Genomic DNA, 24,871 nt, shown 5'->3' on the forward strand with positions numbered 1-24,871 from the left:
AATATGTAATGATAGAGTATATTAATATTAAGATGAAATATATAAATAAAGGAGTTCGAAATGAATAATTTAAAAGTAAAATCAAAAATTATGTTTTTCTCAATCACAATGTTATTACTTATTACCATAATTAGTGGTGTGGGATACGCTTATCTTTCAAAGGCGAATAAAGATATAACAATAATGTACAATGAACGACTATTAAGCGTACAATACTTAAATGATAACAGAAACCAATCTAGGGCTATTGAAGCGGATACCTATTACATACTAGTACATTCAGAAAATAAAGATAAACAAAATGAGAAATTTAAAGACATAGAAGTTAGAGAAGCAAAATTTAATACAAATTGGGAAAGTTACAAACAAAGCGATATTGATCAATATGAAAAAGAAAGAATTTCTATTATGGAAAGCAACCTGGAAAATTTGAGAAAATCAAGATCAGTAACTACTAAACTTGCAATGGAGGGAAAGAAACAGGAAGCTTTGAATGAAGAATTAAAATCTGTTGAATATGAAGAAGCATTCCAAACAAGTTTAAAGGAAATAGCAGAACATAACGTGAAATTAGCTAGTGATTTAAATGAACAAAACAATAAAGATTTTAAGGTTTCAATAAATGTACTTGCGGCAATATTTTTATTTGCATTAGGCGTTGGTATAGTATTAACATTTATAATTTCAAAAAGTATTGCAAATCCATTATCTTTAGCTGTAAATCATTTAAAACTTATAGCTACTGGTGATTTTACAAGAGATGTTCCAGAAGAGACTAAGAAAAGAAAAGATGAAATGGGAGATATAGCAAAGGCTGTGGACATTATGCAAAGTTCATTAAAGCTTTTAATTAGAAATGTAAGTGAAGAAGCTAATATTATTAAAGCTGTAGTACTTAATGTTTCTGGAAATGTAAAAATTTTAAATGAAAATATAGAAGAAGTATCTGCAACTACAGAGGAATTATCAGCAGGAATGGAAGAAACAGCAGCATCTACAGAAGAGATGAATGCAACAGCCGATGAAATAGAAATAGCAGTTCAATCTATAGCAAAAAAAGCACAAGGCGGATCTATACAAGCTCAAGAAATAAATAAAAGAGCAATAGATACTAAAGATAATGTTACAAAATCAAAAGATAGAGCACTTGAAATATTTATAAAAACTAAAGATAAATTAGAGATAGCCATGGAAAATTCTAAAGTAGTGTCACAAATTAATGTATTGTCTGAAGCTATAATGCAAATATCAGCACAAACTAATCTTTTAGCGTTAAATGCAGCTATTGAGGCAGCAAGAGCTGGGGAAGCTGGGCGTGGATTTGCAGTTGTTGCAGATGAAATAAGAAAACTTGCAGAAGATTCAAAGAATACCGTAATTGAAATACAAAATATAACTAAAAAAGTAACTGAATCAGTATCTGATTTATCATTTAGTTCTAATGAATTATTAAATTTTGTGGAAGAAGATGTACAAAATGATTATAATACAATATTAAATGTAGCAGATGAATACAGCAATGATGCAGAGTTTGTAAAAAATCTTGTATTAGATTTTAGCTCAACTTCTGAAGAACTTTTAGCTTCACTTCAAGATGTGATAAAGATTATAGAACAGGTAGCGCAAGCTTCAACTGAAGGGGCTGAAGGGACAAACAATATTGCAGAAAAGGTATCTGATGTAACTGAAAGATCTAATGGAATTATTGAGGATGTAAAAAAATCTACAGAAAGTGTAGAGAAATTAAATGAAGAAATATCTCAATTTAAGATTTAGGTGTTTAAAAAATAACAAGTAAGGCACAAAAATAGACAAGCACTTATATTATATAATTAACAATTTGTAGTTTTTAGAGACAAGCCACTGATATTAAAAGTATCAGTGGCTTATGTTATAATAAAATATTAAAAATGTTTTTCCCCAAGGGCTTCTATTTCTTTTAGTACAATAGCATATTCTTCTCCTTTTGGAGTTAAAAAATATTCAACTTTAGGAGGATTTTCATCATATACTTTTTTATATATTAATTGAGACTCCTCTAATTCTTTAAGTTTTTCATTAAGAACTTTATGACTAACTCCACAAGTTATTCTTTGGAGTTCTAAAAATCTTTTAGTACCTTCTAAAAGATGGCAAAGAATAACAGCTTTCCATTTACCTCTAATAATTTCAAAAGCCCAATCTAATTTGCAAACATAGTTTTTTCCATCTCTTTCAATCAATAGTTGTCACCTCTAATAATCTTAATTTAATACATATATACATTGTAATACAGTTTATTAATAAAGGTAATAGTAATGTTTGTAACGAAAAAAATATATAATTAATAAAAAGTTCAATTATTTTAGAAAAATGATTATATATCTATAGTGTCCCCATAGAACGCCATATAAGAAAGAAGACTAGATATTATAAAAACTTGAAATTTTAGAAAATACAGAGTAAAATTAAGTCGAATAAAGTTATAATAAAACAAATTAAACTGCAAATATTTACAAATAGGTTGGGGATTTATTTATAAATACAAAAAATATAACAAATAGAAACCATGATGAAAGTCTAAATCTCCTTGTGAAGTTACAGCATCGAAGATGATGATTTAAACTTCGATAATTAGTAAATAGGGGGCAATACAGATGAAGGTGCTAATAGTAGAAGATGATAAAACACAAAGGAAAAGTTTAAAGAAGATGATACAGCAAATAGGTGAAGATATAAATATATATGAAGCTGAAGATAAAGATGAAGCTTTAGAAATTACAAGTAAGAATAATATAGATATATTTTATATAGATATATATCTGAAAAATTCTTCAGGATTAGATTTTGCAATGGAGCTTAGAAGAATACCTGAATATGAATTTAGTTTTATTATCTTCTTAACAACTCATGTTGAATATATAACTCAAGCATTTAAACAAGTTCATTGTTATGACTATATCATAAAGCCATATGACGCTACTGAGGTAGTAGATATGACAAAACGCTTTATGTTACATGGTAATAACATAAAGGATACTCCAGAAGATAAGAGACATATTGTACTTGAAATTAGTAAAGGTATTAATGTGAAAATATACGTTGATGAAATAATTTTTATAGAAGTGAATCTTCGAAATTGTATGATACATACAATAAATGGTGTTTATAAAGTTAATAGGTTAGCACTGGAGAAGATTCTTAAACTTATAAATTGTAGCAATATAATTCAGTGCCATAAATCATTTGCTACGAATATTAAGCATATAAAAAAAATAGAGAGTGTAGATAGTAAATTAAGTGAAATTTACTTTGAAAATTATGATAAAAATGCTCTTTTAGGTTACAAATTTAAAAATATAATAATGGAACAATTTCAGTAATTATATCAAATTAAATTTGTTATGAAAAGGAGATTATAAAATGTTAGAGATAATACAAAAATTTGTAGTTAATTCTATTGAGTTGACTATTCTTATGATATTATGGTCAAGGTTTTCTTTTAAATATGAAAATAATTGGTTTAAAAACTTATTTATAATTTTAATAGGCTCAAGCATAATGGTTGTAACAACTAACACAAATACATATTTAAATATAATTATTAGCTATTTAAGTGTAATATTTTCAGCTAAATTTATTTATAAGAGATTGTTTATAAGAACCATATTGGAATTTATTATATTTTTCTTTATAAATATAGTGTTACAAGCAATTATTATGGCTTTTGTAAATTTAATTGGACTTACATATTCAGATAATTTCATATGGAAGAGTTCTCTTCTTTTATTTGAATTATCTTTTGTTATTGTTATATTAAAATACATTTTTAGCGAAAAAGTAAGGATTTTCTTTGAGTTAGAGTCTAAGATATTATATTATTTTGTAATTAATTTAGGTTTATATATATTGTTTTCAAAGTTTATATGGGAATATAATGAAAACATAATATTGAATAATTTGATAGCATATATTTTAATTATATTAATGCTGTTATCATTAAATATATTTTTATATTATTACATAGTTAAAATAAGTGAAGATAAAAAGGTTGCAGAGTTGCAAAATAAGTACAATCCTATATTAATTGATATAGTAGAAGAGACAAGACGGAAACAGCATGATTTTAAAAATCATTTAAATACCATAAATGCAATAGTAGAAATAGCAAGTGAAAAAGAACTTAAGAATGAATTAAAGAAGTATATTACATCCTCAAAATATTTAAATAAGAGTATAGAAGACATAATGTATATCGATAATATTGTGATTAAAGCTATAATATACAATAAATTATGTGAAGCTGATAGATTAAATATAAAATTATTAGTTAATGTCAAAAATGATTCATTAGAAAATAGCTTAAAAGATTATGAAATTTCTGATATACTAAATAATCTTTTGGATAATGCTTTTGAAGCGGTTATAGATAGTACGAATGATAAGGTGGTTATATTAAATATATGTACAGAAGGAAGTACTAATATTATAGAAATTAGAAATAGTGGAATAACAATAAATCTAGATAATATAAAAACCATATTTGAAAGAGGATTTTCTACTAAAAAAGGGAAAAATAGAGGCTATGGACTTTACAATATAAAAAAAATAGCTGAAAAAAACGGCGGTAATGTTCAGCTATTTTTTGAGGATAATTATACTGTTTTTAAAATATTATTTAAGTAAACTTTTAGGTGGCGTAGGTTCCCCAAGAAAAGCAAAGCAAGATGAATAACTTATGATTCCAGCCACAGCTATTAAGCCTGTACCTAGTATATTTATTATTGATTTTGATTTAATCTTATTTTTCATAATTAGTCTCCTTTCTAGTTAGTAAGAATTGACTTACCTCTAATATAATTGTTAGAAATCCACAGTTTAAATAAGTTGATGAATCTATATAGAGTAATAGAATACTAAGCCAAAATATAGTTACGAAGATGGAGATTAATTTTATAATCCGTCTTCTTTTTTTATTTTTAATTGGCCTTTTTTTGTTGAAAAATGGTGCATAAATTGCAACTATAAGTGTGCTCAATGCTGCGATTGTATAATAAAACATAATATTAAATACAGGGAGCATTGGACCTATTAATGACGTTATTAAAAATAGTATTGTTGAATATAACAAACATTTTAGTGTAGTGTTGCAATGATATCCACCAACAAAAGTTCTAAGTGTGAATAAAATCATCATTGAAAATAAAAGATAATTTGTTTTTCCTAGTATTAAAAATAAACTAATTAGAACTGCTGTTTTGAATGTTTCACCTATAACTGCCTGTAATGCATAGTCTATTTTTTCTAAGTCGTCATCGGTTTTAATATTGCTATTTTCTTTTATATATAGTGTCATTTTACTAGATAAGATACATATCATTTTAATCACCTTGGGTAGTAATGGAAAAGTGTGGATTTACGCTTTTTAGTACTACCTCCTTATAAGAATAACATTTATAAAAATAGCATAAAAGATAAAATATGTAAACAATTATGGCCTAAAAAGCAAAAAAACAGTCATAAACGGAATATTATATCACATATATGATTTAAAGAGATTTGATTAGATGGTAACTGGGGTTTTACACATATCTCGGTGTCCTTGGACTAGTTACTAAAAAGTGCGTACTTGTTCATAAATTTCACTTGTTATATATTATGAGTACAGCAAATAAATAAAAATTTTAAATAGATAAAACTAGAGGAGATGTTCTTGTGAAAACACTTTGGGATAAAACAAATATAGGAAATATGGAATTAAAAAATAGATTTTTTAGAGGAGCTTTATGGGAAGACTTAGCGGATGGAAAAGGGCATATGACACCAAAATTATCTTCTATATATGAAGAATTAGCAAAAGGTGGAGTGGGTACAATAATAACTGGATATTCATTTGTAACTAGAGATGAACAACCAAACCCTGGTATGATGGGAATATATGATGATTCATTTATAGACGAATATAAAGAATTTACAGATAAAATCCATTCACTTGGAGCTAATATAATAATGCAAATAGTTTATGGTGGGTTCATGACAACCTTTAATGTAGGGGAAAGAACTATATGGGGACCATCAACTATGCAAAATGAAGTTACAGGCACATGGGCAGAAGAAATAACTAAAGATGAAATAAAATATTTAGTTAATGCATATGCACAAGCAGCACTTAGAATTAAAAAATCAGGGTTTAATGGAGTAGAAATACATGGAGGGCATGGATATTTATTAAGTCAATTTTTATCTCCATACTACAATAAAAGACGGGATGAATATGGTGGAAACATAGAAAATAGAGGAAGAATTATATTCGAAATATATGAAGCTATTAGAGAAAAGGTAGGCAAAGACTTTCCTATACTTATAAAATTAAACTCTGCTGACTATGTAAACGAAGGTGGGTTAACTCAAGAAGATAGTTTATATGTTGCTAAAAAATTAGCAGATTTAGGTATTAGTGCGATAGAAGTAACAGGTGGAAATGAATCGATAAAAGAAGTTGCAGATAATAACTTAGGTGCAGCAAGAACTAAGGTTGTTATATCAAGAGATAGAGAGTCGTATTTTAAAGATTACGCCAGTAAATTAGCGGGTATGGTGGATATACCTATAATATTAATAGGTGGAAATAGACATTTAGATGTTATGGAGGATATATTAAAGAACACAAAAATACAATACTTCGCTTTATCAAGACCACTAACAGCAGAGCCAGATTTAATTAATAAGTGGAGTAGTGGAGATAGAAAAAAGGTTAAGTGCGTATCATGTAATCAGTGTTATTCTACGCCAGGAAAGAGATGTATATTTAGTTTTTCCTAAAACAACAAAAACCTTATATTTTTAATATTATATAAAATATTGAAAAATGTAGAATATTCATGTGAAATGCGAATAAAGATTAAGAAAAACTCGTATAAAGTTGGTTATATGGACCAGAAGTTTCTACCTGCTAACCGTAAATAAGCAGACTACGAGGTATTGAATAATAAGGTAATATTCGTATATTTAAGCTTATAGGTATATTTCTATTATTTAAAAGGCAGCACCTCAATATTAAATTTGAGGTGTTTTTTTATGTTTATTATTTAAAATATGTAGGGAAACAATTATGAATACAGAAAAAAATCAGATAGAATTAAATTAATATATGGGGTTAATGATAATCCATCCTTATCTAAAAAAATATTATTTGGAATCCAACATAATATTTCTTTTGATACAATAGCATATTCTTCTCCTTTTGGAGTTAAAAAATCTTTTAGTACCTTCTAAAAGATGGCAAAGAATAACAGCTTTCCATTTACCTCTAATAATTTCAAAAGCCAAATCTAATTTGCAAACATAGTTTTTACCATTTCTTTCAATCAATAGGTATCACATCTAATAATCTTAATTTAATACATACATACTAAAGTGGATATATGAAAAACACACGGAAAATTTTCTTCCATGCGTTTCTTGTAACTATAATTTTGTTTGTTTTCTAGTAGTAAAAATTTGAAAAGTAACTCCAAATTTATCCGTAACCATAGCATATGCAGGGCTAAAGTGACTTTCATTAAGCTCAATATTGACTTTATCATCTTCCTTCAATTTCTTATAAAATTGTTTAGTTATTGAAATATCATTTGTATAAAAGAAAATTTAAATATAATTTTAGACCAATATGAATAATTCAAATATGTTCGGGTGGTAACATTAATGCTATTAACTTATCCTTTTGTATATTTATTATTATTGCTATTATATTAAATAGCATGGATATAAAACTTAATTTAACAACTGTTATTTATAGGGGAATTAAATTCATGACTATTTACCTAAAAGTCAATAGATTATGACAGGGAAGTCCCTGAAAGCCAAGGGTAACAAATTAAAACTGGAAACGTTGACAAGAATAAGGGCAGGGTATATAATGTAATTAAAGACGGATAGTGATTGTTTAAAGGACAAGCTAAACCTACTTGCAGAGCAAAATCTGTGGGTAGGTTTTTTTATATTTACATGGAGGGAGGAACTTTATGATTATTAATAAAATATTAAATAATAATGTAATAGTTAGTACTGATGGAAATAATAATGAAGTTATTGCTATGGGTAGGGGAATTGCATTTAAGAAAAAATGTGGTGAGGAAGTTTTAGATGAAATGATTGATAAAATCTTTACTATTTCTAATAAAGATATGGCAAGTAAATTTGAAGAGTTACTTAAGAATATTCCACTAGAACATATGAAATTATCAGATGAAATTATTAATTATGCTAAAACAAGTTTAGGGAAAAAACTAAATGAGAGTATTTACATTTCGTTAACAGATCATATATATACGGCAATTCAGAGATTTTCAGATGATGTATTAGTTAAAAATGCTCTGCTATGGGAAGTTAAAAGGTTTTATAAAGATGAATTTATTGTTGGTATGAAAGCTTTAGAGATGATTGAAAATAAATTCAACGTTAGATTACCTGATGATGAAGCCGGATTTATTGCACTACACATTGTTAATGCACAATTAGATGAAAGCCTTCCTATTGTATATGATATTACTAAAGTAATGCAGGAAATATCTAATATTGTGAAATATTATTTTAGTATAACCTTTGATGAAGATTCAGTATATTATTATCGATTTATTACTCATTTAAAATTCTTTGCTCAACGATTATTTAATGATAATGAGTATAAAGATGAAAATGATGATGGTTTATTAGATGTTATTAAAGTTAAATATGCTACTGGATATGCATGTGTACAAAAAATTACTGGTTTCATTTCAGATAAATACTCTTATGATTTATCTGATGAGGAGCAGTTGTACCTAACTATTCATATTACAAAAATGGTACAAGAATCCACAAGATAAACATATACTTTACATAGGATAAATATATAAAGTGGAACAAATAGATAAATGCTATAGATAAGATAGATCCTAAACAAGTGTTTAGTGATATATATATATAAGGCATTTTAAAAATAAATGAAAGATAATATTCTTGTTTTTAATTTTAAGATGTTTAATCTAAAAAGGAGATAAAAATACCCGAAAAATATTAAAAAGCTATATTAATATTGGGTGGTGACATTAAGTTGGCCAAACCTTCATTATTCAAAAAAATGAAAAATGGAGGAGAAAAAAATGAAAAAGTATGAAGAACTAGCAAAAAAAATTATTGAAAATATTGGTGGAAAAGAAAATGTTAACAGTGTAACTCACTGTATTACCCGTTTACGTTTTAAATTAAAAGATGTAAACAAGGCAAATACAGAAGTGTTAAAAAACATGGATGGGATTGTTACTGTAATTAAAAGTGGAGGACAATATCAGGTTGTTATCGGAAATCATGTATCTGATGTGTATTCTACAGTATTGGAAATAGGAAATTTTCAAGCAGAAGGTGGATTAAATGATGAAAAAGAAGAGAAAATGAACCTATTTAATAAATTTATAGATATAATTTCAGGTGTTTTTGCACCAACACTTGGAGTATTAGCTGCAACAGGTATGCTAAAAGGATTTAATTCTTTATTCCTGGCGCTTGGATGGCTAACTATGGATTCTGGAACTTATCAGATACTGCAAGCTATAGGAGATTCGCTATTCTACTTCTTCCCAATTTTCTTGGGATATAACGCATCTAAAAAATTCAAAACAAGTACCTATTTAGGAATGGTAATTGGGGCAGCTTTAGTATATCCTAGCATACTAGGTTTAATGAGTGGCGCACCTTTATATACATTGTTTGAAGGAACTATGTTTAAGTCACCAGTACATGTTACCTTTTTAGGTATTCCAGTAATTTTAATGAACTACACTTCAAGTGTAATTCCAGTTGTAGTTGCGACATACTTCGGTGGAAAAATAGAAAAATTCTTTGCAAAAATAATACCAGATGTAGTAAAAACATTTTTACTTCCATTATTCACATTATTAGTAATAGTACCATTAACATTTATTGTTATTGGACCAATAACAACATGGGCAAGTCAAATCATAGGAACAGCATCAGTTAGTATTTATAACTTCTCACCAATTATTGCAGGCATATTAATTGGTGGCTTATGGCAAGTCTTTGTAATATTCGGTTTACATTGGGGATTAATACCAGTGGGAATTTTAAACTTAACAACTTTAGGATCAGATACATTACTAGCTTTAACATTTGCAGCATCATTTGCTCAAACAGCAGTAATTATGGCTATATTTATAAGAACTAAAAATAAAAAATTAAAATCATTAGCTATTCCATCTATTGTTTCAGGATTCTTTGGTGTAACAGAACCCGCAATTTATGGGATTACATTACCAAGAATCAAAATGTTTGTAATTAGTTGCATAGGAGGAGCCGTTGGTGGAGGTATCATTGGACTTACAAGTATTAAAGGATATCAACTTGGTGGACTTGGTGTTTTTGGATTCTTTAACTTTATAAACCCAGTAAATGGAGATACAAGTGGAGTAACTAGTGGATTAATTGCAGTAGGAGTTTCAATGGCAATTAGTTTCGGATTAGCTTTCATTGCATATAAAGATGATGAGCCAGTTAAAGAAACAAAGAAAATAGAAGTAACTAAAAATCCATTAATGACAAAAGAGGTAATAGGGAGCCCGTTAACAGGAGAAATATTACCTTTATCACAAGTAAAAGATGATGCCTTTGCACAAGGGGCATTAGGAAAAGGATTAGCAATATTACCTTCAGAAGGAAAAATAGTTTCACCTGTAGATGGTATTTTAACAACTTTATTCCCAACATATCACGCACTTGGAGTTACATCAAACTCTGGTGCTGAAATATTAATTCATGTAGGTATGGATACTATTAAATTAGAAGGTAAACATTTCACAGCAAAAGCCAAACAAGGAGATGCTGTAAAAAAAGGACAAGTATTACTAGAATTTGATATAGAAGGAATAATAGGTGCTGGATATGAAGTTATAACTCCAGTAATTATAACAAATTCAAATGATTATTTAGATGTAGTAGAAACAAGCTCATCAGATATTACCTTTGGAGAAGATTTATTAAAGGTTATAATATAAAAAAAATAATGCGAAAAGGGAAGTGTGAAAGCTTCCCTAAAATGAAAGGGAGGAATTAATATGAGTTTTAAAGATGGATTTTTATGGGGGGGAGCAACTGCTGCAAACCAATGTGAAGGTGGATACTTAGAAGGTGGAAGAGGTTTATCTACAGTAGATGTAGTGCCAGCTGGCAAAGATCGTTTTCCAGTAGCCCTTGGAGAAAAGAAAATGTTTGAATGCGATAGTGAACATTACTATCCAAGCCATGAAGCAATTAATATGTACCATAACTTTAAAGAAGATATAAGATTATTCGCTGAAATGGGATTTAAGTGCTATAGGTTATCTATAGCTTGGTCAAGAATATTCCCAAAAGGTGATGAAGTTACTCCAAATGAAGAAGGATTAAAGTTTTATGATGAATTATTTGATGAATGCATTAAATATGGAATTGAACCGTTAGTTACAATTTGTCATTTTGATGTGCCTATGCACTTAGTTGAAACAATTGGAGCATGGAAAAATCGTGAAATGATTAATCACTTCACAAGATACTGTGAGGCTATTTTCAATCGCTATAAAAATAAAGTTAAATATTGGCTAACATTTAATGAAATTAATATGTTACTTCACCTACCTTTTATGGGAGCAGGTATTCTTTTTGAAGAAGGTGAAAATAAGGAAGAAATAAAATATCAAGCAGCTCATCATGAACTAGTTGCAAGTGCAATGGCAACAAAGATTGGACATGAGATAAATCCAGAATTTAAAATTGGATGTATGTTAGCTGGTGGTAATAATTATGCAAATACATGTAATCCAAATGATGTGTGGAAGTCTATGGAAATGGATAGAGAAAATTATTTCTTTATAGATGTACAATCAAGAGGGGAATATCCTCCATATGCTAAGAAAATGATGGAGAGACAAGGCATAAATATTAAAATGGAAGAGGTAGATGAAAAGTTACTTAAAGATAATACTGTTGACTTTATTTCATTCTCATATTATGCATCAAGATTAACAAGTGCTGACCCTGAGGTTAATAAGTTAACAGAAGGAAATGTATTTGCAACTCTTAAAAATCCACATTTAAAAGCAAGTGAATGGGGATGGCAAATTGATCCACTAGGTTTACGTATAACATTAAATGCTTTATTTGATAGATATGAAAAGCCACTATTTATTGTTGAAAATGGTTTAGGAGCAATAGATAGGGTTGAAGAAGATGGTTCAATAAATGATGATTATAGAATTGAATATTTAAGAGAACATATAAAAGCAATGAAAGATTCAGTTGAGCAAGATGGAGTAGATTTAATGGGATACACTCCATGGGGTTGCATAGATTTAGTAAGTGCAAGTACAGGAGAAATGAAAAAACGTTATGGATTTATCTATGTTGATAAAGACAACAACGGAAAAGGCACACTTGCACGTAGTAAGAAAAAATCTTTCAACTGGTATAAAAAAGTTATTAAAACAAATGGTGAAGATTTAAAATAAAAAAAAGGGAGCATATTGCTCTCTTTTTTTGAATATAAGGGTGGAAGATAAATGGAGTATAGGTATGAAAATATAGAGCATAAATTAAATATACCAATTAGAATATTTACTCATTACTTAGAACAATTTCCTTATCATTGGCATGAAGAAATGGAAATGTTATTTGTTCTAAAAGGAACAGTTGAGCTTTTTATTGATAAAGAAGTTAATATTTTAGAAGAGGGAGATATTTTTTTAATAAATAGAAATGAAATTCACTATGTAAAGTCAACTAATCCTCTTGAAAGCTCACAGTTATTAGTGTTGCAATTTAATACTGAATACTTAAATAAATATTATGCAAATTTAAGCAAATTGCAATTTAAACTAGATTCTAGACAAAATAATAAAGAAAATGAAAAGTTTTATAATAAGATTAGGTCTATACTTGCAACAATGATGAACGTTGTTCTTAATAAAGAAGAGCCTTACGAGCTTTTAATTAGTAGGCATTTACTAGATATTATAATTATTTTAATTAATAAATTTACTATTAATGAAAAAAGTGAATATAAGGAGTTAAATGTAAGTGAAAATAGACTAATTAATATTATTAAATATATAAATAATAATTATAAAGATAGTGAGTTTGCAATTGCAAAAATAGCTAGTGAATTTTATCTAAACCCTCAGTATGTCTCAAGATATTTTAAAGAAAATATGGGGATAACAATAAAAACATTTTTAGATAATTTAAGATTAAATAAATCTTTAAATGATCTAAAACTTAGCAAAGATAGAGTTATAGATATAGCTCATAGGCATGGTTTTCCTGATGAAAAATCATACTACAGAGTTTTTAAAAGTATATTAGGAATTACACCTACTAAGTATAGAGAAGTTAATGGGATAGAGGAAACTAATGCAAATGTATTAAATTATTTTAATATTAATAGTAGAGAAACATTGGCTAAACTTTTTGAATATTTAAGAACAAATGATTCGTTTTTTGAAGCGAGGAAAATAGGATCAAATATTAAAATAATTAAAACTGGAGAAGTTATAGGTGAATTAAATCACAGTTTTAATAAATTAATAACATTTGGACATGCACCCTATGGATTAAGAAATGATTTTAAAAAACAACTTAAAAAAATTCAGAAGGATATTGGTTTTGAATATGTAAGATTCCATGGAATATTTTCTGATGAAATGATGTTATATAATGAAAACTCAAGAGGTGAAGTATATTATAACTTTAACCATATTGATACCCTGATTGATGGGTTAATAGAAGACGGGTTAAAGCCATTTATAGAAATTGGATTTATGCCAAAGGAACTTTCATCTAGTGAAAATAAAGTTTTCTTTTGGAACTGTCATGCAAGTGGGCCAAACAATATGGAAAAGTGGATAGATATGGTTGAAAAGTTTACAAAACATATTATTAATAGATATGGAATTAATAAAGTTAGAGAATGGTATTTTGAATTTTGGAATGAGCCAAACCTAGAGAAGGTATTTTGGGATGGAAGCAGAGAAGAGTTTTTTAATTTTTTTAAGCTAACTTATGAATCTATTAAAGCTATTGATAAGGATATTAAGGTTGGAGGTTTCGGAAATTTAAAGTTTGGTGAATTTAATAGTTGGATGAATGAATTTAAAACTTATTCAGAGAAACATAAATGCTTTTTAGATTTTTTCTCTTTTCATGCTTATCAATTAGAATGTAAATATATAGATGATATTGAAATTGATATTACTAATGAAGGTATAAAGTATGTGGAATCAGAAGATAGTGAAGTTAAGGGAAATATAAAATTAAAAGATATTCTTAATATTGGTGACAAGGGTTATATATCTGAAACTATAAGAGAAATGGTTGAAATAGGAGATGGATTACCTGGAAAATGTAAAGAATATTGGATTACAGAATGGAACTCAACTATGGATTGTAGGGATTTAGTACATGATACATGTTTTATGGCAGCATTTATTGTGAAAACCTGTGTTGAAAATAGCAACCTAGTTAAAGGAATGGGATTTTGGACATTTACAGATTTATTTGAAGAGTTTAGATTAAAGCAAAATTTATTTCATGGAGGCTTTGGATTTATAACATATAATGGTATAAAGAAAGCTAGTTATCATGCTTTTGAATTTTTAAATAAATTAGGTAAGGAAATTGTATATAAAGATAAAGGCTTAATAGTTACAAAAAAAGGGGAAGATTATCAATTACTATTTTATAATTATTGTCATTATAATGATTTATATAGATCCTTAGATTACTCTCAAATATCATATTTAAATAGATATGATGTTTTTAAAGACTCAGTTGAAAGAGGCTATAGTTTATCTCTTCAAATAAATAAGGGAAAGTATCAGTTAGAAAAATTTAGAGTTAATAGGGAAGAAGGTTCATCATTTGATGCTTGGGTTACAATGGGAGCCCCAGAAATGTTATCAGAAGATGGATATAAATATTTAGAAAAAGCTTCTGAAGTTGGATATAAAACTTGGGGGGAAAAGGTTGAAAAAGATTTAAATATTAATACTGAATTATTACCACATGAAATTCAATTAATAGTTGCTAAAAAAATATATTAAATTAATAGAAAAAGGAAGGTACTTTATTGTATTTTCCTTTTTTATTTATAAAAAGAAATATAAGAGGTCAACAATTGGAAGATTTAAAATCTAAAGTGGAAGATGTAAACGTAATTATAAATATATAATTAAAGTATAATAAAAAATATATTTGAATGGAGAAATAAAAATGGGTGTTGATTTAAGTAAAAAACCTTTTTACCTTAATAAGGAGCAAATTAAATGGGTAAATGATACAAAGGATAAAATGACAATTGATGAGAAAATAGGACAATTACTTTTTACAATGGCTGCAGATGATAAAAGTAAAACTCTTGAAGTAATAAACGAGATAAAACCAGGTGGAGTTATGCTAAGACCAATGAAGGCAAAGCAAGTAATAAAAGCACATAATAAGTTACAAGAGAATGCAAAAATCCCAATGTTTTTAGCTGCAAACCTTGAGGCAGGTCCTAATGGATTAGCTGAAGAAGGAACTGAAATTGGTAATGAGATGTTAGTTGCTGCAACTAATAATCCGGAAAATGCATTTAAGCTTGGAGAGGCTTGTATAAAAGAGGCTAAGGCACTTGGTGGAAATATGGCTTTTGCACCACTTATAGATATTAATTTTAATTGGGAAAATCCAATAGCTAGCACAAGGTGTTTTGGAGACAATATAGATTTAATATCAAAAATGGGTCAGGCTTATACAAATGGTGTTCAAAAACATGGTGGGTCAGTAACTCTTAAACATTTTCCAGGAGATGGAGTTGATGGACGTGACCAACATGTTATTAAAACTATAAATAGTTTAAGTTATCCAGATTGGAAAGCCTCTTTTGGACGTGTATATAAGGAAAATATAGATAATGGAGCAACAGGAGTAATGGTAGGTCATATTGCTTTCCCAGCATACTATGATGAAAAAAATATTGAGGGAGAAGATAGATTAACTCCAGGAAGTTTATCTGAAAATTTATTAAATGGATTATTAAGAGAAGAACTTGGATTTAATGGTCTTATTATGACAGACTCAACATTAATGACTGGATTTGGAGCTCACGGGAAAAGAGAAGATTTAGTACCAATGTGTATTGCAAGTGGAAATGATATGTTGTTATTTACTAAATCACCTTTAGAAGATTATGAATTTATGTTAAATGGTTATAAAAAAGGAATTATTACAGATGAAAGATTAGATGATGCCCTATCACGTATTTTAGGACTTAAGGCTCATCAAAAGTTAAATACAAGTAATAAGTTAGTGCCAGAAAAAGTTGAAAATATAGGAACAGCAGAGCATAAAAAATGGGCTAAGGATATAGCAGACCAAGGTATAACTTTAGTTCAAAATAATGAAGGATTAATACCTCTTAATAAAAATAAGATAAAGAAAATTGGGATTATTCCATTAGGTTGTGATGATGATATTTTTGATCTGTTAAAAACTTCGAAATCACTTCCTTTAATTGTTAGGTTAGCTCTTAAGCTTAAAAAACCAGGTCTTAAAAAGTATGAAAAGTTTATAAATAGCATGACTAAAGAAGGGTTTACATTTGAAGTAATAGATCACTCAGATATTTTACAAGGAATGAAGCAAATAATGCAAACTATGGAAGACTTTAAAAAGCAATATGACTTAATTATATATTTTATTAATAAACAACCTAAATCAAATCAAACAAATTTAAGAGTAGAATATAAATCATTTGGTGGTTTTGATTCACCTTGGTTTGTAAAAGAGATACCAACTATGATAATATCTGTTGGTAACCCATATCATCAATATGATTTAGAAAATGTTGAAACTGTTATTAATGCATACACTTCTACAGAGGAAGTAATAGAATCATTAGTTGAGAAGTTAGTTGGAAAAAGTAAGTTTAAGGGTAAAAGCCCAGTTAAACTTGAGTTTAATCCATTTGTAGGAGACATATCAAAATGGATATAAGAGCAGTACTATTTGATTTAGATGGAGTAATAGCAGATACAGCAAAATTTCATTTTTTAGCATGGAAGGCAGTTGCAGAAGAACTTGAAATTATTATTGATGAAGAATTTAATGAACAACTTAAAGGTGTAGATAGGGTTTTATCATTTGATAGAATCCTAGCACATGGAAATATTACAGCATTAAAAGAAGAAGAAAAAGAGCATTACAGAACAAAGAAAAATAATATGTATAGAAAACTTTTGGAAACACTTAGTGAAAAAGATGTTATGCCGGGTATTAATGAATTCTTTAATGAATTAATTGATAACAATATTAAAATAGCAATAGCATCTATTTCTCAGAATGCACCATTTATTTTAGAAAAGTTAAACTTAATTGATAAAGTATATTGTGTAGCAGACCCAAAATCAGTGAAACTTTCAAAGCCAGCTCCAGATATATTTTTAAAAGCAGCAGAGCTTGCAGGGGTAGAGACTAAATATTGTGTTGGTATTGAGGATGCAAAAGCTGGTATAGAATCAATTAATAATGCAGATATATTTTCAGTTGGAGTAGGAAATTTAATAGGAGCAAACCTTTTACTAAATTCAACTAGTGAATTAAATTTAAAGATAATAAAGGAAAGTTTTTATAAATATCATTCAAAATAAAAGGCTAATTACTATTTATTTGGATATGAATTAAGGAATATGAAAGGAGAATATCATGAAGAAATATACAACAACAGAAAAAGATAATTATATATATGTAAAAAACCATGAAGGAAAAGATATTGCCTACTCAAAGGAATCGGGTATATCAATATTAGAAATTGATGGGTTTGCTTTTAAAGATTTAAATGGAAATGGAGTTCTAGATCCGTATGAAGATTGGCGTTTACCAATAGAAGAAAGAATTGAGGATTTATCAAGACAAATGACTGTAGAACAAATTGCTGGGCTAATGTTATATAGTCAACATCAATCAGTATCAACAGAGGACAGTATATTTGCAAAAATGTTTGCTGGAACTTATGATGGGAAATCTCTACAAGAGAGTGGGAAAGATATAAGTGATTTAACAGATCAGCAAAAGAAATTTTTAAAAGAAGATAATTTACGTCATATTCTTTTAACTCTAGTAAATGATGCGAAAACAGCTGCAAAATGGAATAATAATGTGCAAGGCTTTGTAGAGGGGCTGGGACTTGGAATACCTGCAAATAACAGTTCAGATCCACGTCATACACCAAGTGCAGATACAGAGTTTAATGCAGGAGCTGGTGGAGATATTTCTAAATGGCCAGAACCATTAGGTTTAGCTGCCACTTTTGATACTGAATTAGTAAGAGGATTCGGTCAAGTTGCATCTAAAGAATACAGAGCGTTAGGAATTACAACTGCGCTATCACCACAAGTTGATATTGCAACAGAACCTAGATGGATGCGATTTAATGGAACATTTGGAGAAGATTCAGTATTATCTACACATATGGCAGAAGCTTATTGTGATGGTTTTCAAACAACTGAAGAAACAAAGGGATGGGGAAAAGAAAGTGTAAATGCTATGGTTAAGCATTGGCCAGGTGGAGGAAGTGGAGAAGCAGGACGTGATGCACATTATGGGTTTGGAAAATATGCTGTTTATCCTGGGAATAATTTTGAGGAACATTTAAAGCCATTTACGGAAGGTGCCTTTAAATTGAAAAATGGTACAAAAGAAGCATCGGCAGTAATGCCTTATTATACAATTTCTTATAATCAAGATCACAAATACAATGAAAATGTAGGAAACTCATATAACAAGTTTATTATTACAGATTTACTACGTAATAAATATAATTATGATGGTGTTGTATGTACAGATTGGATGATTACAAAGGATGCACCTACTATAGATTCATTTTTGGTCGGCAAATGTTGGGGAGTAGAAACTATGGGAGAAGCAGAGCGTCATTATAAAATATTAATGGCAGGGGTTGATCAGTTTGGTGGAAACAATGAAATTCAACCAATTTTAGATGCTTATAATATGGGAGTCAAAGAACATGGTGGAGAATTTATGCGTAATAGGTTTGAAACCTCTGGAAAGAGGTTACTTAGGAATATTTTTAAAACAGGTTTATTTGAAAATCCATACGTAGATCCACAAGAATCTGAAGTAATAGTAGGAAATAAAGAATTTATGAAAGATGGTTACAATGGACAACTTAAATCAATAGTTATGCTTAAGAATAAAAATAATACACTACCAATAAGTGAAAATGAAAAGGTTTATATACCAAAACGTAGATTAAAGGAAGGCATGGATTGGTTTGGAAACATAATACCAGCAAGTGAAATATTCCCAGTGGAAAAGAAGATTGTTGAAAAATATTATACAGTAGTTGGAAAACCAGAAGAAGCAGACTTTGCTATTGTGTTTATTGAGTCACCAGATAGTGTTGGATATAAAAAGGAAGAGGGATATATACCAGTAACTCTTCAATATAGACCATATACAGCGGAATATGCAAGGGAAGAAAGCATTGCAAATGATGATGGAGAAAGTAGAAGTTATAAAAACAAATCAAACACAGCTACTAATGAGAAGGATTTAGATATTATATTAGAAACAAAAGAGGCAATGAAAGATAAGCCAGTTATTATATCTATGAATTGTAAAAATCCTACAGTAGTAAGTGAATTTGAAAATAGAGTTGAATCAATTCTAATAAACTTTAATGTACAGACACAAGCAGTTTTAGATCTAATAAGTGGAAGACAAGAGCCAAGTGGGTTACTTCCATTCCAAATGCCAAAGGATATGAAAACAGTAGAAGAGCAAAAGGAAGATACAGCTCATGATATGGAATGTTATGTTGATGAAGACGGGCATATATATGATTTTGCCTATGGAATGAACTACAAAGGGATAATTGTAGATGAACGTGTAAATAAATATAAAAAATAATATAAATATAAAAAATGAGGAGTGGATAGTTATGGAAAGAAAGTACTCAAAAGAATTATTGGATAAGCTTGTTGAACGTCAAGAAACAATTATGATAAAAGGTGCGGAGGTACTGGTTAAAAACTTGCCAGACAGTGATGAAAAAGGAGCTATGGATCCACGTCTGTATAAAGATATGAAAAAACAACTTTTAATGATGAAATATATGCCAAAATTTTTAATGAAGATGGATATGTCACCAAAAGGAGTTGGAAAACTTAGAAAAATGTTTAATGGGATAAAAAGTATTCCTATAGTTAAAAAGAAAATTGAAATAGAGCATAGAAATGTAAAAGGGGAAGATGGAAATCAAATTCCTATAAGAATTTATAAATCAGAAACAATGAGAAAAAATGCCCAAGTTTTATATTTCATTCATGGTGGAGGATTCTTTGGAGGATCTCCTGATGTTGTAGAAGAGTTTGTTAAGTTAATAGTGGAAAAAACAGATATCCTTGCGGTGTCAGTTGACTATAGACTTGCACCAGAGAACCCATATCCAGCAGGACATAAAGATTGTTACACTACTTTAAAATGGATTTATAATAATGCAGAAAATATAGGTGGAGATAAAAATAATATTTTCGTTGCAGGAGATAGTGCAGGAGGTAACTTAACACAATATTGCACAACTAGAGATATGGAAGATAAATTAGGAATGGTAAAGGGACAACTTTTACTTTATCCAACAGTAAATATGGCAGGAACTGAGGATGAATATTTCAAATGGAGTATTGATGACTTTGAAATGGCACCTAAACATAGATCAGGTATTACAATGATGTTAGATGTGTTCAGTTCACTGGTAGGACTTGGAGAAATATTAGGAACTACAGAGATAGATAATGATTATTTAAGTCCATATAATAGAAACCCTAAAGGTTTGCCACCAACATTTATTACAGTGGGAGAGCATGATTTCCTTAAAGTAGAAAGTTTAGCATATGCAGCTAAATTAGCCAATGCGGGTGTAGAAACAAAAACAGTTTTATATAAAGGGTTTGGACATGCCTATGCAGATAATGTAGGAGTTTATCCTCAAAGTGAAGACTGCGCAATTGAAATAGGTAAGTTTATTTTAGCTAATAGTGACTGTGGCTTGGAAAAAAATAGAAAAAATTAAAAGAAAGGTGAGATAAGATGGGGAAATTGCAAAAGGTAGGATTTGGGATTATAGCATTACTTATGATAGCATTTATATTTATGGATTTACAGATATCAGATGCTATTTATAATGCGAATAGTGTATACGGATCAATATTTGAGGCAATTGGCGAGTTTCCAGCAGGAGTAATTGCTACTTTCTGTACAGTTAGTTTAATTTTAATAAGGGAGAAGAAGAAATCAGTAAAATATACTTTGGGAACCATTGGGTATGGATTTATGTTAGTTCTATTTTCATTAATGGCTACAATGTTACCAATTAAATATTTAAATTGGCCTACAGTTTTAATTCCAATATTGTCAATTTTATATGTTATAGCTTCTTATTTTATAGCTAAAAAAATTAGTGTTACAAATAAAGTAGAGTTACGCCAAGCTGCAATAGTAGGGGTATTGACATTCTTATTTGTAGTAATTACATTTAATTTAATTAAAATGGGATGGGGAAGAGAACGATACAGACACATGATTTCAGAAGGATATTTTGAAGGGTTCTCTCTATGGTTTATAAGACAAGGATTTACAACAAATAATGAATTTATGTCATTTCCATCAGGTCATAGTGCAAATGGAGCTATTATGATTTGGCTCACATTAATTCCAACATTTATACCAAAATTAAAAAATAAGCAAGTATTGATTAATACCTGTGTAATAGTGTGGATTATTTTAGTTGCAGCTAGCCGTGTTGTTGTTGGTGCTCATTTTGCATCCGATGTAACAATGGGTGCAACAATTACTTTAATAATATTTAGTTTCTTAAAAAATAAATATGTTAAGTCATTCCCAAATAATTAGGAAAGAGGCGATATTTATGCAAATAAGTAAACAAGGTCTTCACAGTTATATGTTTAAAAAAATTATTATTAATTTCTGGCTAGTTAATGCGGTTATTAATGGAGTGATGTTCTTTTTCATAACTTCTGATAAGGGAAAAATGTTTGGTACAGAAGAAATTGCTTTTGACTACTTAATGTCTATTGCAATATTAGGAATGGCAGCAGCATTAACAGGATTTCCAATTATAAAAAAAGATATAGATAAAGGGATTGCACCAAAGGGAACTTATGAGAGAGAAGAACACATAATAGTTAAGTATTTCTCAAATAATAAGATTATAAATTCAGTAATTATAACAATAATGACTATAATATTAATAGTTCCATTCTTTGTTGGAATACCAGCAATGTTTGGTATGAGCAAATTAAACTTTATTCAATCGCTAATTTTGAAAACCATTGCAACCGGTTTTGCAGGGGTAATAGTTGGGTATTTTGTTATTGTACTTTCATTTACAGAGAGTAGAAAGACTTCTAAAGCATAAAAAAGAACTATAGTTTTTTTTAGATAATAAATATAGGAAGAGCTTCAAGAGGAGCTCTTTTTTTGTCTAAAAGATTGTTGATTATTAAAAATACGTACATCTACAGGGAATATGAGTTTATACAATAATAAATAGAACCGGATTTGAGTTTAAGGAAGTTCAAGTATCAGAACAAAAAAGATTATATGTGGTAGTAACATATAAGGAATTTAAATATGTAATAGAAATGAAAATATGGAGAAGTGCTAAGTATCATGAAGATGAGATAAAGCAACTTATTCATTATTTAGATATCCATGACTTAAATGAAGCGCACTTAGTAATATTAAATTTTAATAAAGCAAGGAATTTAAAGAAGAAAAAGCAGAAATTAGAGGGGAAAATATTTTAGATATGTATATTTAGTAATATAAATGATAATATAGGGATTTAGTGAAATCCAGTGTTACTAATATAAAGTTGAATTGTTAAATTAATTTATATTTAAAATATTATATAAAAATATTGAAATATGTAGAGTATTCATGTAAAATACGAATAAAGATTAAGAAAAACTCGTATAAAGTTGGTGATATGGACCAAAAGTTTCTACCTGCTAACCGTAAATAAGCAGACTACGAGGTATTGCATAATAAGGTAATATTCGTATATTTAAACTTATAGGTATATTTCTATTATTTAAAAGGCAGCACCTCAATATTAAATTTGAGGTGTTTTTTTATGTTTATTATTTAAAATATGGAGGGAAATAATTATGAATACAGAAAAAAAATCAGATGGAATTAAATTAATATATGGGGTTAATGATAATCCATCCTTATCTAAAAAAATATTATTTGGAATCCAACATATATTTGCGGCTTTTGGGGGAATAATTGTTGTACCATTAGTTATTTCAACGGCTTTGGGGTTTGATGCTAAAACAACTACAACATTAATAAGTGCAGCAATTTTAGCTGCAGGTATTGCTACAATAATACAAGCAAAAGGTGTTGGACCTATAGGTTCAAGAGTAGCTTGTATTATGGGAACAGATTTTACATTTGTATCACCAGCTATATCTGTTGGTTCAGTACTGGGACTACCGGGGATTATTGGAGCAACAATTTTAGGCGCTATTTTTCAATCAGTTCTTAGTTATTTTATAAAACCATTAATGAAGTTATTTCCACCAATAGTTACAGGAACAGTTGTATGTTTAATAGGATTAACATTATTACCAGTATCTATAGACTGGGCTGCAGGTGGAGTGGGATCAGCAGATTATGGTAATATAAGGTGCATATCAATTGCAATGCTTGTACTTATTGGTACATTATTATTAAATAATTATGGAAAAGGCATGTTAAGTAGTGCATCTATATTAATAGGAATGGTAGTTGGATACATAGTTTGTATTCCTTTAGGACTAGTAGATTTTACAGCTATAAAAGAAGCAAGCTGGATATCTATGCCTAAAATATTTGAATATGGAGTGACTTTTGATTTTAAAGCACTTATAGCATTTATACCAGCTTATTTTGTTACAGCTATCGAAACAGTAGGATGTTTAAAAGCAGTTGGAGAAGTTTCAGAAGTTGAAATGGATGAGAAACGTATTGGAGCAGGAGTTTTATCAGATGGTATTGGAAGTGCCATAGGAGGCGTAGTTGGTGCATTCCCAAATACAACATTTAGCCAAAACGTTGGGCTAATTCCTCTAACAAAGATAGCAAGTCGCTACGTTGCAGTAACAGCAGGAATTATATTAGTAGCTTTAGGATTTTTACCTAAAATTGCAGCTTTAGTTAGCAGTATGCCACAACCAGTACTAGGTGGAGTTGGAATAGTTATGTTTGGGACTGTTGCAGCTGCTGGAATTAAAACATTAAGCAAAGTAACATTAAATGAACGTAATTTATTAATAATAGCTACATCTGTTGGTTTAGGTCTTGGAGTTACATTTAGACCGGATGTTATTTCACAATTACCAGAGGGATTAAAGATGATTTTTGCATCAGGAATATCAACAGGGACAATTGTAGCATTAATATTAAATGTAGTACTAAAAGAAGATAAAGAAGATAAAGAAGAAATTATAGAAGAAAGTTGTGAAGTTATATAATTGGAGAAATTAAAATATAAACAGAATCAATGGAAAATATAATAAATAGAAAATAGGACAGTAAATATTTTAATAGATGTTTACTGTCCTATATTTTTTTAAAAGTGCCTTAATTTTATATATGTTGAAAAGTCTACTAGGGTATGTTGAAAATTAAAAAAGGTGTGTTGAAAAATCTAATAGGATATGTTGGAAGTTAAAAGGAGGTGTGTTAAAAACGCTAAGGATAATAATACAACTTAATAATATAATTAATAATTTAATATATA

19 protein-coding genes, 1 pseudogene and 2 riboswitches are annotated in these 24,871 nt (G+C 28.8%); of the genes and pseudogenes, 16 read left to right on the top strand and 4 right to left on the bottom strand.

Translation table 11 applies throughout. From position 1 onward, the window contains the following. The first annotated feature begins 60 nt into the window (after positions 1 to 60). Complete coding sequence (locus tag J1C67_RS11780; RefSeq protein ID WP_167866485.1) at positions 61 to 1,776, top strand: methyl-accepting chemotaxis protein; 1,716 nt, start codon at positions 61 to 63, stop codon at positions 1,774 to 1,776. Positions 1,777 to 1,904: 128 nt separating this feature from the next. Here the strand turns inward: J1C67_RS11780 and J1C67_RS11785 are convergent, their stop codons facing one another. Then, positions 1,905 to 2,222, bottom strand: coding sequence for a winged helix-turn-helix transcriptional regulator (locus J1C67_RS11785; protein WP_167866486.1), 318 nt, complete (start codon positions 2,220 to 2,222; stop codon positions 1,905 to 1,907). A 414-nt stretch (positions 2,223 to 2,636) separates the two neighbouring features. Between J1C67_RS11785 and J1C67_RS11790 the strand changes: the two genes are divergently transcribed. Both J1C67_RS11790 and J1C67_RS11795 read left to right on the top strand, forming a co-directional pair. Next, the gene (locus J1C67_RS11790; RefSeq protein WP_167866487.1) at positions 2,637 to 3,362 is read left to right on the top strand and encodes a LytR/AlgR family response regulator transcription factor; all 726 of its coding nucleotides are present in this window, start codon (positions 2,637 to 2,639) and stop codon (positions 3,360 to 3,362) included. Between the two features lie 40 nt (positions 3,363 to 3,402). Continuing rightward, entirely contained in the window at positions 3,403 to 4,665 is a 1,263-nt protein-coding gene (locus J1C67_RS11795) for a sensor histidine kinase (RefSeq protein ID WP_167866488.1), read from the top strand. Here J1C67_RS11795 and J1C67_RS11800 read toward each other — a convergent pair. After that, positions 4,654 to 4,791 (bottom strand): AgrD family cyclic lactone autoinducer peptide, encoded by a 138-nt coding sequence (locus J1C67_RS11800; RefSeq protein ID WP_167866489.1) that lies wholly within the window; start codon positions 4,789 to 4,791, stop codon positions 4,654 to 4,656. The genes J1C67_RS11795 and J1C67_RS11800 overlap by 12 nt on opposite strands. Further along, positions 4,781 to 5,359 carry an accessory gene regulator ArgB-like protein gene (locus J1C67_RS11805; protein WP_167866617.1) on the bottom strand — a complete coding sequence of 193 codons (579 nt, stop codon included), beginning with the start codon at positions 5,357 to 5,359 and terminating at the stop codon, positions 4,781 to 4,783. The genes J1C67_RS11800 and J1C67_RS11805 overlap by 11 nt, the downstream gene beginning before the upstream one ends. A 335-nt stretch (positions 5,360 to 5,694) precedes the next feature. On the opposite strand from J1C67_RS11805, the gene J1C67_RS11810 reads away from it, so the two are divergent. After that, positions 5,695 to 6,801: an NADH:flavin oxidoreductase gene (locus J1C67_RS11810; RefSeq protein WP_167866490.1), complete on the top strand. Its 1,107-nt coding sequence runs from the start codon at positions 5,695 to 5,697 to the stop codon at positions 6,799 to 6,801. 70 nt (positions 6,802 to 6,871) lie between these two features. Beyond that, a riboswitch (purine riboswitch) is annotated at positions 6,872 to 6,973 on the top strand. A 245-nt stretch (positions 6,974 to 7,218) separates the two neighbouring features. Here the strand turns inward: J1C67_RS11810 and J1C67_RS19705 are convergent. After that, positions 7,219 to 7,350: pseudogene (locus tag J1C67_RS19705) on the bottom strand (winged helix-turn-helix transcriptional regulator); the annotation flags it as partial. Positions 7,351 to 8,003: 653 nt separating this feature from the next. Between J1C67_RS19705 and licT the strand changes: the two are divergent. The 12 genes from licT to J1C67_RS11875 all read left to right on the top strand — a co-directional run bounded on the left by licT (position 8,004) and on the right by J1C67_RS11875 (position 24,602). Next, a complete protein-coding gene (gene licT / locus J1C67_RS11820) occupies positions 8,004 to 8,846 on the top strand; it encodes a BglG family transcription antiterminator LicT (RefSeq protein WP_167866492.1) in 843 nt (280 codons plus the stop codon). A 276-nt stretch (positions 8,847 to 9,122) separates the two neighbouring features. Continuing rightward, complete coding sequence (locus tag J1C67_RS11825) at positions 9,123 to 11,027, top strand: beta-glucoside-specific PTS transporter subunit IIABC (RefSeq protein ID WP_167866493.1); 1,905 nt, start codon at positions 9,123 to 9,125, stop codon at positions 11,025 to 11,027. Between the two features lie 60 nt (positions 11,028 to 11,087). Beyond that, positions 11,088 to 12,515 carry a 6-phospho-beta-glucosidase gene (locus J1C67_RS11830; RefSeq protein WP_167866494.1) on the top strand — a complete coding sequence of 476 codons (1,428 nt, stop codon included), beginning with the start codon at positions 11,088 to 11,090 and terminating at the stop codon, positions 12,513 to 12,515. A 51-nt stretch (positions 12,516 to 12,566) separates the two neighbouring features. Next, a complete protein-coding gene (locus J1C67_RS11835) occupies positions 12,567 to 15,104 on the top strand; it encodes a GH39 family glycosyl hydrolase (protein ID WP_167866495.1) in 2,538 nt (845 codons plus the stop codon). Positions 15,105 to 15,273: 169 nt separating this feature from the next. After that, entirely contained in the window at positions 15,274 to 17,037 is a 1,764-nt protein-coding gene (locus J1C67_RS11840) for a glycoside hydrolase family 3 protein (protein ID WP_167866496.1), read from the top strand. Further along, complete coding sequence (gene pgmB, locus J1C67_RS11845; RefSeq protein ID WP_167866497.1) at positions 17,028 to 17,690, top strand: beta-phosphoglucomutase; 663 nt, start codon at positions 17,028 to 17,030, stop codon at positions 17,688 to 17,690. The genes J1C67_RS11840 and pgmB overlap by 10 nt, the downstream gene beginning before the upstream one ends. Positions 17,691 to 17,745: 55 nt before the next feature. Beyond that, entirely contained in the window at positions 17,746 to 19,971 is a 2,226-nt protein-coding gene (locus tag J1C67_RS11850; protein ID WP_185169365.1) for a glycoside hydrolase family 3 protein, read from the top strand. A gap of 31 nt (positions 19,972 to 20,002) precedes the next feature. Continuing rightward, the gene (locus tag J1C67_RS11855) at positions 20,003 to 21,133 is read left to right on the top strand and encodes an alpha/beta hydrolase (RefSeq protein WP_167866498.1); all 1,131 of its coding nucleotides are present in this window, start codon (positions 20,003 to 20,005) and stop codon (positions 21,131 to 21,133) included. 17 nt (positions 21,134 to 21,150) lie between these two features. Continuing rightward, positions 21,151 to 21,972 (top strand): phosphatase PAP2 family protein, encoded by an 822-nt coding sequence (locus tag J1C67_RS11860; RefSeq protein WP_167866499.1) that lies wholly within the window; start codon positions 21,151 to 21,153, stop codon positions 21,970 to 21,972. Positions 21,973 to 21,988: 16 nt separating this feature from the next. Then, positions 21,989 to 22,498 carry a hypothetical protein gene (locus J1C67_RS11865; RefSeq protein WP_167866500.1) on the top strand — a complete coding sequence of 170 codons (510 nt, stop codon included), beginning with the start codon at positions 21,989 to 21,991 and terminating at the stop codon, positions 22,496 to 22,498. 187 nt (positions 22,499 to 22,685) lie between these two features. Beyond that, on the top strand, positions 22,686 to 22,889 hold the full coding sequence (locus tag J1C67_RS11870) for a hypothetical protein (RefSeq protein ID WP_167866501.1): 204 nt from the start codon (positions 22,686 to 22,688) through the stop codon (positions 22,887 to 22,889). 144 nt (positions 22,890 to 23,033) lie between these two features. Next, a riboswitch (purine riboswitch) is annotated at positions 23,034 to 23,135 on the top strand. A 117-nt stretch (positions 23,136 to 23,252) separates the two neighbouring features. After that, a complete protein-coding gene (locus J1C67_RS11875; protein ID WP_167866502.1) occupies positions 23,253 to 24,602 on the top strand; it encodes a nucleobase:cation symporter-2 family protein in 1,350 nt (449 codons plus the stop codon). The last annotated feature ends 269 nt before the right edge of the window (positions 24,603 to 24,871 follow it).

Origin of the sequence: Clostridium gasigenes, from assembly GCF_017348895.1 — a bacterium.
Classification (GTDB): Bacteria; Bacillota; Clostridia; order Clostridiales; family Clostridiaceae; genus Clostridium; species Clostridium gasigenes.

Bases quoted from the DNA above. Each gene is read 5' to 3' on its own strand.
- J1C67_RS11780 (WP_167866485.1), top strand. From the start codon at position 61: ATGAATAATTTAAAAGTAAAATCAAAAATTATGTTTTTCTCAATCACA.
- J1C67_RS11790 (WP_167866487.1), top strand. From the start codon at position 2,637: ATGAAGGTGCTAATAGTAGAAGATGATAAAACACAAAGGAAAAGTTTA.
- J1C67_RS11795 (WP_167866488.1), top strand. From the start codon at position 3,403: ATGTTAGAGATAATACAAAAATTTGTAGTTAATTCTATTGAGTTGACT.
- J1C67_RS11800 (WP_167866489.1), bottom strand. From the start codon at position 4,791: ATGAAAAATAAGATTAAATCAAAATCAATAATAAATATACTAGGTACA.
- J1C67_RS11805 (WP_167866617.1), bottom strand. From the start codon at position 5,359: ATGATATGTATCTTATCTAGTAAAATGACACTATATATAAAAGAAAAT.
- licT (WP_167866492.1), top strand. From the start codon at position 8,004: ATGATTATTAATAAAATATTAAATAATAATGTAATAGTTAGTACTGAT.
- J1C67_RS11825 (WP_167866493.1), top strand. From the start codon at position 9,123: ATGAAAAAGTATGAAGAACTAGCAAAAAAAATTATTGAAAATATTGGT.
- J1C67_RS11830 (WP_167866494.1), top strand. From the start codon at position 11,088: ATGAGTTTTAAAGATGGATTTTTATGGGGGGGAGCAACTGCTGCAAAC.
- J1C67_RS11835 (WP_167866495.1), top strand. From the start codon at position 12,567: ATGGAGTATAGGTATGAAAATATAGAGCATAAATTAAATATACCAATT.
- J1C67_RS11840 (WP_167866496.1), top strand. From the start codon at position 15,274: ATGGGTGTTGATTTAAGTAAAAAACCTTTTTACCTTAATAAGGAGCAA.
- pgmB (WP_167866497.1), top strand. From the start codon at position 17,028: ATGGATATAAGAGCAGTACTATTTGATTTAGATGGAGTAATAGCAGAT.
- J1C67_RS11850 (WP_185169365.1), top strand. From the start codon at position 17,746: ATGAAGAAATATACAACAACAGAAAAAGATAATTATATATATGTAAAA.
- J1C67_RS11855 (WP_167866498.1), top strand. From the start codon at position 20,003: ATGGAAAGAAAGTACTCAAAAGAATTATTGGATAAGCTTGTTGAACGT.
- J1C67_RS11860 (WP_167866499.1), top strand. From the start codon at position 21,151: ATGGGGAAATTGCAAAAGGTAGGATTTGGGATTATAGCATTACTTATG.
- J1C67_RS11865 (WP_167866500.1), top strand. From the start codon at position 21,989: ATGCAAATAAGTAAACAAGGTCTTCACAGTTATATGTTTAAAAAAATT.
- J1C67_RS11875 (WP_167866502.1), top strand. From the start codon at position 23,253: ATGAATACAGAAAAAAAATCAGATGGAATTAAATTAATATATGGGGTT.